Raw genomic sequence first — 15,745 nt, forward strand, 5'->3', positions numbered from 1 at the left:
ATGAGCGGCGACACACAGCAGGGCGGCGGCGGCACGGACACGCTCGACCGCGAACTGGAAGAACTCCTGAATCAGGAGCAGATCGAAGAGGGCGACCACGAGCGCTTCTCCCACTACGTGCAGAAGGAGAAGATCCTCGCATCGGCGCTGAGCGGCAAGCCCGTGATCGCGCTCTGCGGCAAGGTGTGGACACCGGGTCGCGATCCGGAGAAGTTCCCCGTGTGCCCGACCTGCAAAGAGATCTACGACGGACTGAAGAAGTAGCCTCCGCGCCGTCGGGGGCGCGCGCCGGGCGCGGAGAACAGGGTCAGGCGTACCGGGTCGGGATCACCGGGTCGCCGCGACCGAGGCGGAATGCCTCTTCAGGCAATTCTGCGATCGCTGCAGCGCGGTGCTCCCGGGCGAGCCGCGTTCCGGCCTCCCCGCGGTACTTCTCTACGGCGACCCCGTCGATGACCAACGGCACGAGCAGGGGCCGGTGAGCGGATGTCGCGGCCTCGGGCTGCCCGATGTGGATGACCTCGGCACTCGCCGTGCCCGCCGCGGTGAACTCGCGCACGGGAAACTTGCGACCGCCGATCGACACCTTCTCCGGGGATTTCTTCGCGACGGAGATCCAGTCGCCCGCGGCGTCCTTGCGCGCCACGAGCTTGTAGACGAGCCCTGCCGCGGGGGAGCCCGACCCGGTGACCACGGAGGTTCCGACGCCATAGGAGTCGACAGGGGCGGCCCTCAGGGCCGCGATCGTGAACTCGTCGAGATCGTTCGTCACGGTGATCTTCGTGTCGACCGCGCCGAGGGCGTCGAGTTGTCGGCGTACCGCCCCGACCTGTTCCGGCAGGTCGCCGCTGTCGATGCGCACCGCGCCGAGGCCGGTGCCAGCGACTCGCACGGCGAGATCGACCGCGGCGGTGACGTCGTAGGTGTCGACGAGGAGGGTGGTGCCGGGGCCGAGGGCAGCGACCTGGGCGCGGAAGGCATCCTCCTCGGTGTCGTGCAGGAGGGTGAAGGAGTGCGCCGAGGTGCCCATGGTCGGCACGCCCCAGCTGCGGCCGGCCTCGAGGTTGCTCGTCGCCGCGAATCCGGCGATGAACGCCGCGCGGGCCGCGGCGACGGCGCTGCGCTCGCCGGTGCGCCGCGATCCCATCTCCGCGAGGGGACGGCCGCTCGCGGCGGAGACCATGCGGGAGGCGGCCGTGGCCACCGCCGAGTCGTAGTTGAGCACGCTCAGGGCGAGGGTCTCGAGGATCACGGCCTCGGCGAAGGTGCCTTCGACGACCAGGATGGGGGAGCCGGGAAAGTAGACCTCGCCCTCCTGGTAGCCGGAGATGCTGCCGGTGAAGCGGTAATCGGCCAGCCAGTCGAGAGCGCGGTCGTAGACGACGTCGTTGTCGCGCAACCAGTCGAGTTCGCGGTCGGTGAAACGGAAGTCGTCGATGAGATCGAGCAGGCGCCCGGTTCCGGCGACGATTCCGTAGCGGCGCCCCCCGGAGAGTCGGCGAGCGAAGACCTCGAAGACACAGTCGCGATCATGAGTGCCGGCACGGATGGCGGCGTTCAGCATCGTGAGCTCGTAGCGGTCGGTCAACAGCGAAGATACGGCGTCGGTCACGGTAGCCAGCCTAGGCTGCAGGTCGCGCGTGTACGGTGACGGGAATGGAGCGCACCCGTTGGATCTTCGCCGGCCAACTGGGCGACGTCTTCGACGATGGCGGGCGGATGCTGCTGATCGAGGCCCGATCCGCGCTGCGCCGCGCGCCCATTCATCGGGCGAAGGCGCACCTCATCCTCTCGGCGATCCGTCACCGTGCCGCCGAGCTCGGGGACCGGGTGGAGTTCCACCAGGTCGATCGCTACCGGGATGTGGTGGAGGGGCGCGACGACCTCGAGGTGGTCGACCCGACCTCCTACGCTGCGAGGCGCCTCGTGCGATCGGTCGGTGCGATGGTGCTGCCGAGCCGTGGCTTCGTCACGAGCGAGGCGGAGTTCGCGGAGTGGGCGGATGCCCGAAAGGGCCGGCCGATCATGGAGGACTTCTACCGTTGGGTGCGCGGCCGCACGGGCATCCTGCAGGACGGGGACGCTCCGGCCGGCGGCCAGTGGAACTTCGACCACGAGAACCGTCAGCCCCCGCCCAAGCGGGCCGTCACCCTCGGCCTGCCCGAACCCTGGTGGCCGAAGGAGGACGAGATCGACCAAGAGGTGCGCCATGATCTCGATCGCTGGCAGGCCGCCGGAGACATCAGTCTCGTCGGAGACGACGGCGCGCGGAGATTCGCGGCGACACCGGGGGAGGCGCGGCTCGCCCTCGACGATTTCATCGAGAGTCGCCTCGGCGACTTCGGTCCGTTCGAGGACGCGACGCTCACCGGCGACTGGACGATGGCACACTCGCTGCTCAGCGCGCCGCTCAACCTCGGCCTGCTCGATCCGCGTGAGGTGATCGACCGGGTAGAGGCCGAGTATCGCGCCGGGCGGGCGCCGATCGGCAGTGTCGAGGGCATCGTCCGCCAGCTCTGCGGTTGGCGCGACTGGGTCTGGCACCTGTACTGGCGGCTCGGCGAGGACTACGTGAACAGCAATGCCCTCGGTGCGACAGAACCGATTCCCCGCGAGTTGCTGGAGCTCGAGGCATCCGCCATCGAAGCCAACTGTCTGAGCCAGACGATCGGCGGGGTGCGCGAACACGGCTGGGCGCATCACATCCAGAGGCTCATGATCATCGGCAACTGGGCACTGCAGCGCGGCTACGACCCGAAGCAGATGAACGAGTGGTTCATCGGGATGTTCGTGGACGGCACCCCCTGGGTGATGCCCGCGAACGTCGTCGGCATGAGCCTGTTCGCGGACGGGGGGATCGTCGGCACAAAGCCCTATGCCGCCGGTGGCGCCTATGTCAACAGGATGACGGACTACTGCGGCGGCTGCAGATTCGACCCGAAGGTGCGCCTCGGCCCGAACGCCTGCCCGGTCACCGCCGGATACTGGGCGTTCCTCGACCGGGTGGAGCCGCAGATCCGCGGCAACTTCCGCATGGCGCAGCCGCTGGCCGGCCTCCGCCGGCTGAGCGACCGTGAGCAGGTGGTCGACCAGGAACGGCATCGCACCGCGCTGTAGGGCATCCCGCGTAAACTCGGACCCTATGGATGACGCGCCGATCGGGATCTTCGACTCGGGGGTCGGCGGTCTCACGGTGGCCCGCGCGGTGCTCGACCAGCTGCCGAACGAATCCCTGGTCTACGTCGGTGATACCGCGCACTCGCCGTATGGTCCGAAGCCGATCGCCGACGTGCGGCGCTACACGCTCGAGGTGCTCGACGACCTGGTCACCCAGGGCGTGAAGATGCTCGTGATCGCGTGCAACACCGCCTCGGCCGCCATGCTCCGGGATGCGCGGGAACGATACACGCAGGCGCTCGGCATCCCCGTCGTCGAGGTCATCCAACCCGCAGTGCGTGCGGCGGTGCGGCAGACCCGCAACGGCCGGGTCGGAGTGATCGGCACCGTCGGCACCATCACCTCCCGGGCCTATGACGACGCTTTCGCCGCGGCGCCCCACCTCACCCTGTTCAGCGAGGCGTGCCCCCGATTCGTCGAATTCGTCGAGGCCGGGGTGACGAGCGGCCCGGAACTGTTCGAGGTCGCCGAGCACTACCTCGCCCCGCTCAAGCACGCCGGAGTCGATACCCTCGTGCTCGGCTGCACCCACTATCCGCTGATGTCCGCCGCGATCCAGTACGTGATGGGGGAAGACGTCACCCTCGTCTCCAGCGCGGAGGAGACGGCCTTCGACGTCTACCGCACCCTCGTGCGGCACGGAATCGAACGCGACGCGGGTGTCGCCCCCACCCACGTCTTCGAGGCGACCGGCGACTCTCCGCTGGAGTTCACCCGCCTGGTGCGTCGTTTTCTCGGGCCGGAGGTTTCCACGGTCGAACTCGTCGAGACCGGTGCCCTCACCCTCCCCACCCTCAACCAGAAAGGCGGAACCCCATGACCGCATCAGGACCCCGCATCGATGGCCGCGATCTCGACCAGCTGAGGCCGATCACCATCGAGCGTGGTTGGAGCGACCAGGCCGAGGGATCCGCCCTCATCTCCTTCGGGCGCACGAAGGTGCTCTGCACCGCTTCTTTCACCAACGGTGTTCCGCGCTGGATGACCGGAAAGGGCAAGGGCTGGGTCACCGCCGAGTACTCGATGCTTCCCCGCTCCACCAATGACCGGATGGATCGCGAATCGGTCAAGGGCAAGATCGGTGGCCGCACCCACGAGATCTCCCGCCTCATCGGCCGCTCGCTCCGTGCCGTCGTGGACATGAAGGCACTCGGCGAAAACACCATAGTCATCGACTGCGACGTGCTGCAGGCCGACGGCGGCACCCGTACCGCGGCGATCACGGGCGCCTATGTGGCGCTGGCCGACGCACTGGAGTGGGGCCGCACGAAGAAGTTCATCGGCCAGAAGGCCGTGCCGCTCATCGACAGCGTCGCTGCCGTGTCCGTCGGCATCATCGACGGGACTCCGATGCTCGATCTCGCCTACACCGAGGACGTGCGCGCCGAGACCGACATGAACGTCGTGGTCACCGGACGCGGCCTCTTCGTCGAAGTGCAGGGCACGGCGGAGGGAGCACCGTTCGACCGCACCGAGCTGAATGCCCTCCTCGACCTCGCCCTCGGCGGTGGAGCCGACCTGACCAAGCTTCAGGTGGAGAGCCTCGCTCGATGAACACAGCCCTCGTTCCCCTGGTGCTTGCCACCCACAACGCGCACAAGGTCATCGAACTCCGTCGGATTCTCGGGCGCACGCTCGACGGCATCGACCTCATGACCTACGACGGCCCCGAACCGGTGGAGGATGGCGACAGCTTCGAGGCGAACGCGCTGATCAAGGCGCGGGCGGCTTGCGCCCACACCGGTTTCGCCGCGATCGCGGATGACTCCGGAATCGCGGTGGCGGCTCTCGGGGGCGCCCCGGGCATCCATTCGGCTCGCTACGCCGGCACACGCAACGATGCGGATAACGTGCGTCTTCTCATCAGCAACCTCGAGGGGGTCGACGACCGCGGCGCCGAGTTCCTCTGCGCCGCTGCGCTCGTGTTGCCCGACGGCCGCGAGAGAGTCGAGCTCGGCCGCTGGCCCGGTACCGTGCTGCGCGAGCCGGTCGGCGGTGGTGGCTTCGGCTACGACCCCGTCTTCAAGCCGGCCGGCTACAACGTGTCCGCCGCCGAGCTGCACCCGGATGAGAAGAATGCGGTCAGCCATCGCGCCCGCGCTTTCGAATCCCTGATGCCGACGGTCCGTGAGTTGCTCCTGGGCCGGCCCACCTAGAATTAGGGGATGACCGCCACCGCCCGCAGCACCCGCTCGGCGGCCCGGGGGCTCTTTCTTCTCGGCCCTGCTTTTGTGGCGGCGATCGCCTACGTCGATCCCGGCAACGTCGCGGCGAACATCAGCGGGGGCTCGAAATACGGGTACCTGCTGGTCTGGGTGCTGGTGTCAGCGAGCCTCATGGCGGCGCTGATCCAGTACCACTCTGCGAAACTCGGCCTGGTGAGCGGTCGCTCCCTCCCGGAGCTCCTCGGCGACCGGATGGGACACCGCTCCCGTCGATTGTTCTGGGCGCAGGCGGAACTCGTTGCCGCAGCAACCGACCTCGCCGAAGTGATCGGGGGAGCGATCGCACTCAACCTGCTGTTCGGCCTTCCTCTGTTCGTCGGTGGCATCATCGTCGGCGCCGTGTCGCTCGGACTCCTCGCCGTGCAGTCGCGGTACGGGCAGCGGCCGTTCGAATCGGTGATCATCGGACTGCTCGCGATCATCGCAGTCGGATTCCTCGCGGGGCTGTTCATCACCCCGCCGGACGGCCTCGCCGTGCTCGGCGGTCTCGTGCCGCGATTCGAGGGCTCGGGATCAGTGCTGCTCGCGGCGAGCATGCTCGGCGCCACCGTCATGCCCCATGCCATCTACGTGCATTCCGCGCTGGCCAGGGATCGCCACGGGCATGTGACGGACCCGGAGGCGCGACGCCGCATCTTGCGGATCACCCGCTGGGACGTGTTCATCGCCCTCGGCATCGCCGGACTGGTCAACGTGGGGATGCTGCTGCTCGCCGCGGTGAACCTGCGCGGCATCGGCACGACCGACACGATCGCGGGAGCCCACGCGGCCATCGGAGCCGCTCTCGGACCGGGGATCGCCCTGGTGTTCGCCATCGGGCTTCTCGCTTCCGGCCTCGCCTCCACGTCGGTGGGCAGCTACGCGGGAGCCACGATCATGGCCGGGCTGCTCAAGCGCCGCATCCCGGTGTTCGTGCGCCGACTGATCACCCTGGTGCCGGCGGTCGCGCTCCTCGCCGCGGGGATCGACCCGACCTGGGCGCTTGTCGTGAGCCAGGTGTTCCTGAGCTTCGGCATCCCCTTCGCCCTCATCCCCCTGCTGAGACTGACCAACGATCACGCGGTGATGGGCGAGCAGGCCAACCGGCGACCGGCCCGATGGGCGATGTCGCTCATCGTGGTGTTGGTGATCGCGCTTAACCTGGCGCTCATCTGGCTCACGATCACGGGCTAGGCCCCGGGCGCGGTACCGTTGAACCCGCCATGACTGACGATTCCGCATCCACCGTCCAGATCGACGATTCCCCCGGGGATCGCATCACCGCCGCCGTCGCGCGCTTCGGCGAGCAGGTGGTGGTCGACCGTTCCGCCTCGCTGCTCATGGGGGGCAACGAGGGCGAGGAGTTCCTGCTCATCGTCGGTGGGCGTCACGCCCAGGGTGTGCTGGACGGAGCCCCGCCGCTCTACTGGCCGGAAGTCTGGGGTGCGCGCGCCCTCACCTTCGTGTGGGCAGACTCCGCAGCATCCGCCGTGCATCGCGGACTCGGCGACCAGGCCTGGCGGGTGCGGGAGATGTGTGCCCGCGTGGCCTTCATCCGTCGCCTCGACGAGCAGAAGGCCCTCACGGCGATGCTGTCCGACGAGGTGGCGCGAGTACGCGGTGCCGCGGCGCGGGCTCTCGGCGAAGTGGGGGATGCCAGCCACCTTCCGGCCCTGACGCTGCTGCTCAAGGACGACGAGAAGGAGGTGCGCCGCTCCGCCCACGATGCGATGGTGCGCCTCGAGAAGCGCACCACCGCACCGTAACGACTACCCCTAACGCTACTCGTACCGCAAGGACTCGATCGGGTCCTGGCGCGCCGCCTTCGCGGCGGGGAGAGTGCCGGCGACGAAAGCGATCGCCATCACGACGAGGATGATCGTGGCGATCGACGCCGGGCTGAACGCGATCAGCGTGAGACCGGGAAGGGCGGAGAAGACCGATCCCGAGAGCGCCGCGCTCACGCCGGAGCCGACGAGGATGGCGATGCCGGCCCCGATCGCACTGCCGAGGAAGCCGATGAAGACCGCTTCGAAGCTGAAGAGGCCGAACACCTTGCCGCCGCCCATGCCCATCGCCTTCATCAGTCCGATCTCCTTAGTGCGTTCCTGCACCGACATCAGCAGGGTGTTCACGATGCCGAAGCTCGCCGCGAGCAGCGCGATCACCGCGAAGGCGTTGAGCACGAGCACTATCGCGTCGATCACCGTCTTGAATGTGCCGATCTGGTCCGCGACAGTCTGGCCGTCGTAGCCGGCCTTCGTCAGTCGGTCTTTCAGCTGGGTCACCTCTGCCGGGGTCGCGGCGGAATCGAACCGCACGGATGCCTGCGAGTAGCGGTCCTTCGCCGATCCGGTGAGGCCGACGCTCTGGGTATCGAAGAGTTTCTGCGTGAGTGCGGAGTTGGTGGTCGCCGCGTCAGCGACCGCGCCGAGGCTGGCATCAGAGATGCCGACGATGGTCGCCTCGACGGTGGAGGACTTCTGCGCGGCATCCGTCACTCCGATCTTCACCGTCGTGCCGATCGCGGCGGAATTGCTCGACAGCCCCAGGGCTTTCACGTACGACTTCGCCACCACGATCTGGGACTCGCCCGAGGTGGAGCTGGGCTGCGCACCCGCGGCGAGCTGGAGCTTGATGCCGGGCACCGCGCCGCTGGCGTTGAGCGCGTACTTCGTGCCGGATCCGATCTGGATGTAGTTGGGGCTGATGGACAGCGTCGGCTGCACCGACTTCACGCCCTTCAGGGCGGTGATGGTGCTGATGTCGCTCGGCGTCAGCGCCTGCACTGTGCTGCCGGGACGACCGGCGCTGGAGGCGAGGAGGTCGGGGTTGTACTTCTTCGGCCCGGTGGTGGTCGCATCGGTGCCCACCTTGGTGACGGTGAGCACGTCCTGGGCGCCGATGGCCGCGACAGTGCTGTTGATGTAGTCGTTGATGCCCGTGCCGAGACCGTTCGTGATGGTGAGGGTGAAGGCGCCGATGAAGATGGCGATCACCGTGAGCGTGGTGCGGAGCTTGCTGCGGAAGCTGTTCTCGATCGCCGTGCCGATCACATCGATGGTCCTCATGCGGCCACCGCGCTCTCGGCGTCGACCACGAGACCGTCGCGGATGTAGATGCGACGATCACACCGGGCCGCGAGGTCCGCGTCGTGGGTCACCACGATGAGGGTGATGCCCTTGTCCCGGTTGAGTCCGAAAAGGATGTCTTCGACGACCGCGCCGGTGGCGCTGTCGAGGTTGCCGGTCGGTTCATCCGCAAAGATGATGCGCGGATCGTTGACGAGGGCCCGAGCGATCACCGCCCGCTGTTTCTGGCCGCCCGAGAGGTCGCTCGCTTTGTTGGTGGCCTTGTCTTCGAGCTCCAGCTGGGCCAGAGCGGCCCGTCCGCGGCGCTTGCGCTCGCGCGTGCCGATGCCGGCGATCTTCAGGGGGAGGATCACGTTCTCGAGAACCGAGGCGCCCCCGGTGAGGAAGAACTGCTGGAACACGAATCCGAATGTGCGATTGCGGGTGACGTTGAGGGTGCGGCCGGTGAGCAGGAGGGCATCCGATCCGGAGAGCTCGATGGATCCGCCGCTCGGGCGGTCGAGCAGGGCGAGGAGGTGCATCAGGGTGGACTTGCCCGATCCGCTCTTGCCGACGATGGCGACGGATTCTCCCTCGTAGATCTCGAGAGAGACGCCCTTCAGAGCATCGAAGCGACCGGGCCCCCGACCGTAGGACTTGGTGACATCGCGCGCAGCGAGAATCGGTACCGGCATGAGGGAAGGCTCCTTGGTAGGGGGTGTTCCACCAGCCTGCGCCCTCGAGGGCTGCCGTCTGGCATCCCCTGGTACGAATGCCCGCTACTCCCGGGGGCGTAGGACCTGCCGGTCAGTCCTTCTTCTGGTCGAAGTACTTCTGATCGATCGTCACTTCGGCATCGGTGGGTACGGGCACGGTGCCGCCGGAGAGCCGGGCGGCCCTTCGTGCCTTCAGCCTCGACTGGAACAGGTGGAAGAGGGTGGGGATGAGTGTGAGGAGCACGACGGCGAGCAGCACGAGATCCACGTACTTGATCACGAAATCGGCCACGGGCTTGATGTTTCCGAGCAGGAAGCCGAGCGTCGTCACTCCACCGCCCCAGATGAAGGCGCCGATGGCGTTGTACAGCGAATACTTGCGGTAGTCCATCTTTCCTACACCGGCCGCGATCGGTGCGAAGGTGCGCACGATCGGCACGAATCGGGCGAGGATGACGGCAGATCCGCCGAAGCGTTCGAAGAATGCGTTGGTGCGCTTCACGTTCGCGATGCTGAAGAGCCCGGTCTCCTTGCGCTCGAAGATGCGCGGTCCGGCCTTCTTGCCGATGTAGTAGCCGACCTCGCCGCCGATGAATGCCGCCAGCCCGATAGCCAGCGCCACCCACCAGATCTGGATCTGGATGGTGCCGGTGAAGGTGAGCAGTCCGGTGATGAGGAGGAGGGTGTCGCCGGGGAAGATGAAACCGATGAGCAGGCCGGTCTCGGCGAAGATGATCGCGCACACCAAGAGCAGCGCCCACGGTCCTGCCTGATGGATCAGCAGGGTGGGATCGAGCCACGGAACGAGTGCGTTGTGCAGCAAGGCGAGGTACTCCAGTCGTCTGTTGGTGTCAGGGTAGTCGATGGCCACGCCGTGGGGCTGGACGGCGACGACATCGCCTGGGGAACGCTGTGCGGAAGAAGGGACTTGAACCCTCACGCCTTGCGGCACAGGTACCTAAAACCTGCGTGTATACCAATTTCACCACTCCCGCGAGTGCGCCCCAAGTGTATCGGGCCGGGTCTGTGCGGGCCGATTACAGCCTGCGCTGAAAGTCGGTCGAAGAAATCAGTCGGCAGATGTATCTGTAAAGGCTTGCCCCGCTCCTGAGGGGTGATGAGAATTCAATCCATGACCGACAATGACTCCGTCCGCGGCCGACCCGAGGGCCACCGGACGGAGTCGCATGTCATCTGGGATGATTCCGCGGCGGCTTTCAGCCGTTGGCTCTCCGGCGATCCCGGAGCGATGGATGAGTTGGTCCACACCATGACACCCGTTCTCTGGCAGGTCGTCCGCGCCTATGGTCTTGCCCAGGACCAGGCCCAGGATGTCGTTCAGACCACATGGCTGACACTCGTTCAACGCTCCGGGTCGATCGCCGACCCCCACGCCATCGCCGCGTGGCTCCTGACTACCGCGCGCAGGGAGGCCTGGCGGGTCTCCAAACGCAGTGCCGCAAGCATCCCCGTCTCCGACGAGGTGCTCGAAGCGGTGACCGAAGACGAGGCGTCCGCAGAAGACGTGGCGATCGCCCGGGACGGCGAGCACAAGCTGTGGGCCTGCGTTCGCCAGCTGTCCGAGCGCTGTCAACGATTGCTGCGCATCGTGGCTTTCGAGCAGCGGCCCGACTACGCCGCGATCGCGAAGGACCTGGGGATGCCGGTGGGGAGCATCGGTCCGACGCGCGGACGCTGCCTGTCGAAGCTCCGGGATGCTCTCGAGCTGATGGAAGGTGCACGATGACGATGCGCGACGAATCACCGCTCTCGGACGAAGACCTGTTCTCCCGCCTTCGAACGCTGTGGCGCCAGCGCGATCCGATGCCCGCCGGGCTGGTGGACAACGTGCTCGTCGCGCTGGCCACTCGCGACCTGGGTGTGGAATACGCCATGCTCACGATGCTCGAATCGAGCGGGTCAGCGGTCGGGGTGCGCGGCGACTCGGATGTGCAGCTTCTCGAATTCGCCCACGGCACCCGGTCGATCATGTTGCGCGTCAGTGACCTGCGCGATGGCCGACGCCGCGTCGACGGCTGGATCGCGCCCGCCGCGACCTTGTCGGTGAGGCTCGAGCAGGATCATGATGACTTCAATACCACCGCGAGTGCCGAGGGGCGTTTCGATTTCCCCGACATCCCGGCGGGGCGGACGCGCATGTGGCTCCAGCCCGAACTCGGGCAGGATGCCGCGGCTGGGGCGCGACAGGGTTTGACCACGGACTACTTCACGCTCTGATGAGCATGCTGTGCGGAATCGACAAAGAGCAAATCGACCAAGGGCAAATCGACCAAGGGCAAGGAGATCGGGTTGAGTGACAAGGGCGGCAGCGAATCGAGCGGCGGCGTATCCGACGGCAGGTCTCGGCCCCGGCGCCGCTGGGACGAACGGTATCCGGCCCAGGTGGGCAGGATCCTCGATCCGGCGGCGGTCTTGGTAGACGGTATCCGCGCGTATCCCACCTCCTACATTCCCGATCGGATCCTCGTCTCCACTCTCGCCGACGTCGCAGCGAACGCCGAGCGCCTCGGTCGGGTCGCGGGCGAACTCGGTTGGGAGCTGACACGCGACGAGAAGTTCGTCACCTCCCTGCTGCCGGAGCCGGATGCCTCACGCCAGGAGCGCGTGCGCCGATACCCCTGGGCCACCGGGGTGCTCGGCGTCTCGCGATTCCTGATCACCGCGCGGGTAGGCGAAGCGGTGCCGGCACCGGATGCCTGGACGCTTCTGCAACGAGCGCGCGCGTTGCTCGGCCGGGATGCCCTTCAGGGGGTCGGTCTCGATCACCTGCTCACCGTCGACTCGATCGGCGTGAATCCGTTCCACTCGACCAATCCGTTCCATTCGACCAATCCGTTCCATTCGACCAACCCGTTCCACTCGACCAACCCGTTCCATTCGACGAATCCGGCCGGGTCGAGCGTGGACGTTGGAGCGATCGCCAGCTACGGCTCGCAGGGCAGCGGCGGTCTTCAGCCGGTGGCCTATGCGGGCGCGGCGCCGTATCGTCGCGATCGCGCGGCCGGTGATGGTCGACGCCCCGTTGTCGCGACCCTCGACACCGGGTGCGGGCCGCACTCGTGGCTCGACCCGATCGTCGACACGGCGGTTCGGTTGGACGGGGTCGCGATCGGTCAGGTCGGGGCGGCCACCGATCCGGAACTCGATGGCGACCTGGTCGGGCCGATGGATGGAGCGCTCGACGAGGTATCGGGTCACGGAACGTTCATCGCCGGACTCATCCACCAGGCGTGTCCGGAGGCGGACATCGTGGCCTGGCGGGTGGTGGACGCCAACGGCGTGATCGTCGAATCCGAGCTCGTCGCGGCACTCACCGCCATCGCGACGCTGATCGGCCGGGTGGCGCAGGGACGCACCGACGGTTGCGAGATCGACGTCTTCTCCCTGTCGATGGGGTATTACCACGAGACCCCGGAGGACGGGCTTTTCGACCCCACGATGTACGAGTTGCTCGCATCGATGGGGCGGTGGGGAACGGTGGTCGCGTGTTCTGCGGGAAACGACGCGACGGACCGTCCGATGTTCCCCGCGGCGTTTGCGCCCTGGCTGGGCGGGGGAGGGCCGGTGCATCTGGTCGAGGATGCCGTGCCGATCGTCGCCGCCCGGGCCCTCAACCCGAACGGTTCGACGGTCGCGCTGTTCAGCAACGACGGCCCGTGGATCTCCTGCAGTGCCCCCGGAGGTTCCGTCTTCTCGACGATGCCGGCATTCAACGGAGGCGATCAGCCCCTCGCCCGCGTCTCGAGCGACTTCGGCAGTGGCATCCGGGTGCGGGAGTCCGCCGATCCGGATGACTTCCGCGGCGGTTTCGCGATCTGGAGCGGCACCTCATTCGCCGCACCGCTGATCGCGGCGGCCGTCGCATCCGCGCTCGACGACGGGGCGCTGCCGCCGGCCGGATCGCTGTCCGCCGCCGAGCGGGTGAAGTTGGCCTCCGCCGCCGTGCAGAAGGTCACCGCCGCTGCGGGTTGAATAGCGGCCTCGCCGAGCTCAGCACTTCAGCCGAGCTCAGCACTTCAGCCGCGCGCCGAGCGCTGCCGCCGCGGCATAATGAGGCATGCTGTCGGCGGCAGTCCTGTACCAGCGCGGGGTCGCGCACTCGAACGCGGGGCGGCATGCCTCCGCGCGCACGGCCCTCGACGAGGCACTTCGGCGCTCGCCGAATGCCGAGCTCACCGCGCGGATCATCGGCACTGTCGCCTACCTCGAGTCGGAGACCGGTGACCCGGACCGGGGGATCGCCCTCTGCCGGTCGGCACTGGAGGCGCCCGGCCTCAGCGCCCACACCCGAGCGGTGCTCGGCAGCCAGATCGGCCTGATCGAGCTCCGACGCGGCAACGGCGACGCGGCCGTCGATTTCCTCACCGGAGCCATCTCGCTTCTGGACTCGGATCCCGCGCGGTTGGGGGTGGTGTTCCTCAATCGCGGCCTCACCTTTCTCGACCGCCGGGACGTCGTTGCTGCCGGGCGCGATTTCGACGCGGCGGCGGAGGCCTTCCAGCGAGCCGGTGATCCGGTGGAGCTCGCCAAGGCCCGAAACAACCAGGGCTACGCGGCAATGCTCGCCGGGGACCTGATCGAAGCGCTTCACCTGATGGACGAGTCCCGGCCGGTGCTCGCGGCTCTCTCCCCGGTTGCCCTCGCGACCTGTGATGCGGACCGCGCGGAGGTACTGCTGAGCGCGGGGATGACGTCGGAGGCGATCGACCTGTTGGCCTCGGTCGCCCGCACTTACGGCCTGCGCGGACTGCGTCAGGCGCAAGCCGAAGCGGAATTCGCCCGTGCCCGCGCGCTCGTCTTCGAGGATCCACGGGGCGCCGCCGCTCTCGCCCGCCGCGCCGCTCGGCGGTTTCGGGCTCGTGGCAGTGAGAGCTGGGCGCTGAGGGCCGAAGCATTCGCTTTCGGTGCCGTCGTGTCATCCCGTGCGGCCGGCTCGGCGAGCTCGGCGGGCCGGCTCCTGCAGCAGATCGAGCACGCCGCCCTCGCCTTGGACGACCGGCACTTCGAGGGCGATGCTGTGACGCTTCGGCTTCACGGGTCTCGCCTCCGGCTGCAATCGGGGGATGCCGCGGGGGCTCGGTCGGCACTCGACGGTGCCCCGCTCACCCGCGGGAGCACTATCGGCACTCGACTGCTTCATCGCCAGGTGGGTGCCGAGCTTGCCGTGCTCGAGGGGCGGCGTTCCCGCGCGCTGTCGCTGGCCCGCACCGGTCTCGATGAGCTCGCGGAGTGGCAGTCCAGCTTCGGGAGCCTCGACCTGCAGAGCGCGCTTGTCGCCCATGGCACGGGGTTGATCACCGTCGGCATCCGGCAGGCGGTCGCCACCGGGCGGGCGTCCGAGGTATTCGAATGGTCAGAGCGCACGCGCAATCTCACCGGACGGATCGTGCCTCTCCGGCCCCCCGCGAACGCCGCCAATGCCGCCGACCTCGCGGAGTTGCGCCAGTTGCGGGCCGCCGATCCGTCGCCCCTGTCGGCCGACGGACGCGCGGAGGCCGCGCTGAGGTCGGCGATCCGCGCGCGGCAATGGGAGGGGCGCGGCTCCGGCAGCCTCGAGCAGCTGGTCACGCTCGACCGCGTGCAGGCGGTGCTCGGCCCGGAAGACTCCGCGCTTCTCGCCGTGCTCTGGTCGGGCGAGCGGCTGACCGCACTCGCGGTGACCGGCGACACCTCGACCGTGGTGGACCTCGGGCCGCTCGATCCGATCCGCGCCGAGCTCGACGGGTTGCTCGCGGACCTCGACATGGCTGCCGCGACACTGTCGCCCGCGATGCAGCGGGTCGTGGACGCCGGTCTCGCTCACCGTCTCGGTCGACTGGACAGCCTGATCCTCGGGCCCGTTCGCGACCGCATCGGCACCGGTCGGCTGGTCGTGACGCCGCCCGGGGTACTCGCGGGATTGCCCTGGTCGATGCTGCCGGCGCTGCGCGGTCGGCCGCTGACCCTGCCGGTCTCCGCGACGAGGTGGCTGGCCCAGCGCGCACGCGAGCTCTCGCTCGGCACGGTGGGATTCGCCGCCGGGCCGGGAGTCGCGCGCGCCGAGGAGGAGGTGACTGATGCTGCCGCCGGCTGGGCGACCTCGACGGTGCTGATCGGGGCGGCCGCGACGAGCGAGGCGGTTTCCGACCTCGCCACGCGAGTGGATCTCCTGCACCTGTCGGCACACGGCCGGCACTCGGCCGACAACCCGCTCTTCTCCGGCGTGCTTCTCGCGGATGGCCCGTGGTTCGGCTACGACGTGGACCAGCTGCCCGCCGTGCCCACGGTGGTCGTGCTCTCCGCGTGCGAGGTCGGACGGTCCGCGGTGCGCTGGGGGCAGGAGGCCCTCGGTATGTCGCAGGCGTGGTTGCATGCGGGGGTGCGCTGCGTGATCGCCTCTCCCGCCAGCGTGGATGACTCCCTCGCCTGCGAGCTGCTCACCGAGGCCCATGGTCTTCTCGCCTCTGGCGCGGCGCCGGCCGATGCACTGGCGGCCGCCGGAGCGTCCTCCGCGCGTCGGCCGGCGTTCCAGTGTTATGGGGCCGGGTGGTGAGCGCGTTCGCTCGTAGGTCGCCAC

Annotated in this window: 15 protein-coding genes and 1 tRNA gene; 11 read left to right on the top strand and 5 right to left on the bottom strand. The window is 68.2% G+C overall.

Going from position 1 to position 15,745, the window contains the following annotated elements; genetic code table 11:
- Entirely contained in the window at positions 1–264 is a 264-nt protein-coding gene (locus F1C58_RS04630; RefSeq protein ID WP_185202991.1) for a DUF3039 domain-containing protein, read from the top strand.
- A 43-nt stretch (positions 265–307) separates the two neighbouring features.
- Here F1C58_RS04630 and F1C58_RS04635 read toward each other — a convergent pair whose 3' ends face one another.
- On the bottom strand, positions 308–1,564 hold the full coding sequence (locus F1C58_RS04635) for a nicotinate phosphoribosyltransferase (protein WP_370543702.1): 1,257 nt from the start codon (positions 1,562–1,564) through the stop codon (positions 308–310).
- 92 nt (positions 1,565–1,656) lie between these two features.
- Between F1C58_RS04635 and F1C58_RS04640 the strand changes: the two genes are divergently transcribed.
- From F1C58_RS04640 to F1C58_RS04665, 6 genes are read left to right on the top strand one after another with little or no spacing between them, the layout of a single operon-like run.
- Positions 1,657–3,117, top strand: coding sequence for a cryptochrome/photolyase family protein (locus F1C58_RS04640; protein WP_185202994.1), 1,461 nt, complete (start codon positions 1,657–1,659; stop codon positions 3,115–3,117).
- A gap of 25 nt (positions 3,118–3,142) precedes the next feature.
- Complete coding sequence (murI, locus tag F1C58_RS04645) at positions 3,143–3,997, top strand: glutamate racemase (RefSeq protein ID WP_185202996.1); 855 nt, start codon at positions 3,143–3,145, stop codon at positions 3,995–3,997.
- The gene (rph, locus tag F1C58_RS04650; protein WP_185202998.1) at positions 3,994–4,731 is read left to right on the top strand and encodes a ribonuclease PH; all 738 of its coding nucleotides are present in this window, start codon (positions 3,994–3,996) and stop codon (positions 4,729–4,731) included. The genes murI and rph overlap by 4 nt, the downstream gene beginning before the upstream one ends.
- Positions 4,728–5,333 (top strand): RdgB/HAM1 family non-canonical purine NTP pyrophosphatase, encoded by a 606-nt coding sequence (rdgB, locus tag F1C58_RS04655; protein WP_185203000.1) that lies wholly within the window; start codon positions 4,728–4,730, stop codon positions 5,331–5,333. Before rph ends, rdgB begins: the two co-directional genes overlap by 4 nt.
- Positions 5,334–5,342: 9 nt before the next feature.
- Positions 5,343–6,575: an Nramp family divalent metal transporter gene (locus tag F1C58_RS04660; RefSeq protein ID WP_185203002.1), complete on the top strand. Its 1,233-nt coding sequence runs from the start codon at positions 5,343–5,345 to the stop codon at positions 6,573–6,575.
- A gap of 29 nt (positions 6,576–6,604) precedes the next feature.
- Positions 6,605–7,147, top strand: a complete 543-nt coding sequence (locus F1C58_RS04665) for a HEAT repeat domain-containing protein (protein ID WP_185203004.1) — start codon at positions 6,605–6,607, stop codon at positions 7,145–7,147.
- 15 nt (positions 7,148–7,162) lie between these two features.
- On the opposite strand, the gene F1C58_RS04670 is transcribed toward F1C58_RS04665, so the two are convergent.
- The 4 genes from F1C58_RS04670 to F1C58_RS04685 form a co-directional block, all read right to left on the bottom strand.
- The gene (locus tag F1C58_RS04670; protein WP_185203006.1) at positions 7,163–8,452 is read right to left on the bottom strand and encodes an ABC transporter permease; all 1,290 of its coding nucleotides are present in this window, start codon (positions 8,450–8,452) and stop codon (positions 7,163–7,165) included.
- The gene (locus F1C58_RS04675; RefSeq protein WP_185203008.1) at positions 8,449–9,147 is read right to left on the bottom strand and encodes an ABC transporter ATP-binding protein; all 699 of its coding nucleotides are present in this window, start codon (positions 9,145–9,147) and stop codon (positions 8,449–8,451) included. Before F1C58_RS04675 ends, F1C58_RS04670 begins: the two co-directional genes overlap by 4 nt.
- A 112-nt stretch (positions 9,148–9,259) precedes the next feature.
- Complete coding sequence (locus tag F1C58_RS04680) at positions 9,260–9,988, bottom strand: DedA family protein (protein ID WP_185203993.1); 729 nt, start codon at positions 9,986–9,988, stop codon at positions 9,260–9,262.
- A gap of 93 nt (positions 9,989–10,081) precedes the next feature.
- Positions 10,082–10,163 (bottom strand) — tRNA-Leu (locus F1C58_RS04685).
- 137 nt (positions 10,164–10,300) lie between these two features.
- On the opposite strand from F1C58_RS04685, the gene F1C58_RS04690 reads away from it, so the two are divergent.
- From F1C58_RS04690 to F1C58_RS04705, 4 genes are all read left to right on the top strand, one after another.
- Positions 10,301–10,915: an RNA polymerase sigma factor gene (locus F1C58_RS04690; protein ID WP_185203010.1), complete on the top strand. Its 615-nt coding sequence runs from the start codon at positions 10,301–10,303 to the stop codon at positions 10,913–10,915.
- Positions 10,912–11,406 (top strand): hypothetical protein, encoded by a 495-nt coding sequence (locus F1C58_RS04695; protein ID WP_185203011.1) that lies wholly within the window; start codon positions 10,912–10,914, stop codon positions 11,404–11,406. Before F1C58_RS04690 ends, F1C58_RS04695 begins: the two co-directional genes overlap by 4 nt.
- Positions 11,407–11,478: 72 nt before the next feature.
- Entirely contained in the window at positions 11,479–13,161 is a 1,683-nt protein-coding gene (locus F1C58_RS04700) for a S8/S53 family peptidase (protein ID WP_185203013.1), read from the top strand.
- Between the two features lie 85 nt (positions 13,162–13,246).
- A complete protein-coding gene (locus F1C58_RS04705; protein ID WP_185203014.1) occupies positions 13,247–15,721 on the top strand; it encodes a CHAT domain-containing protein in 2,475 nt (824 codons plus the stop codon).
- Positions 15,722–15,745: the final 24 nt, after the last annotated feature.

The sequence above is a fragment of the Glaciihabitans sp. INWT7 genome, from assembly GCF_014217685.1.
GTDB lineage: Bacteria > Actinomycetota > Actinomycetes > Actinomycetales > Microbacteriaceae > Lacisediminihabitans.

Bases quoted from the DNA above. Each gene is read 5' to 3' on its own strand.
- F1C58_RS04630 (WP_185202991.1), top strand. From the start codon at position 1: ATGAGCGGCGACACACAGCAGGGCGGCGGCGGCACGGACACGCTCGAC.
- F1C58_RS04635 (WP_370543702.1), bottom strand. From the start codon at position 1,564: ATGCTGAACGCCGCCATCCGTGCCGGCACTCATGATCGCGACTGTGTC.
- F1C58_RS04640 (WP_185202994.1), top strand. From the start codon at position 1,657: ATGGAGCGCACCCGTTGGATCTTCGCCGGCCAACTGGGCGACGTCTTC.
- murI (WP_185202996.1), top strand. From the start codon at position 3,143: ATGGATGACGCGCCGATCGGGATCTTCGACTCGGGGGTCGGCGGTCTC.
- rph (WP_185202998.1), top strand. From the start codon at position 3,994: ATGACCGCATCAGGACCCCGCATCGATGGCCGCGATCTCGACCAGCTG.
- rdgB (WP_185203000.1), top strand. From the start codon at position 4,728: ATGAACACAGCCCTCGTTCCCCTGGTGCTTGCCACCCACAACGCGCAC.
- F1C58_RS04660 (WP_185203002.1), top strand. From the start codon at position 5,343: ATGACCGCCACCGCCCGCAGCACCCGCTCGGCGGCCCGGGGGCTCTTT.
- F1C58_RS04665 (WP_185203004.1), top strand. From the start codon at position 6,605: ATGACTGACGATTCCGCATCCACCGTCCAGATCGACGATTCCCCCGGG.
- F1C58_RS04670 (WP_185203006.1), bottom strand. From the start codon at position 8,452: ATGAGGACCATCGATGTGATCGGCACGGCGATCGAGAACAGCTTCCGC.
- F1C58_RS04675 (WP_185203008.1), bottom strand. From the start codon at position 9,147: ATGCCGGTACCGATTCTCGCTGCGCGCGATGTCACCAAGTCCTACGGT.
- F1C58_RS04690 (WP_185203010.1), top strand. From the start codon at position 10,301: ATGACCGACAATGACTCCGTCCGCGGCCGACCCGAGGGCCACCGGACG.
- F1C58_RS04695 (WP_185203011.1), top strand. From the start codon at position 10,912: ATGACGATGCGCGACGAATCACCGCTCTCGGACGAAGACCTGTTCTCC.
- F1C58_RS04705 (WP_185203014.1), top strand. From the start codon at position 13,247: ATGCTGTCGGCGGCAGTCCTGTACCAGCGCGGGGTCGCGCACTCGAAC.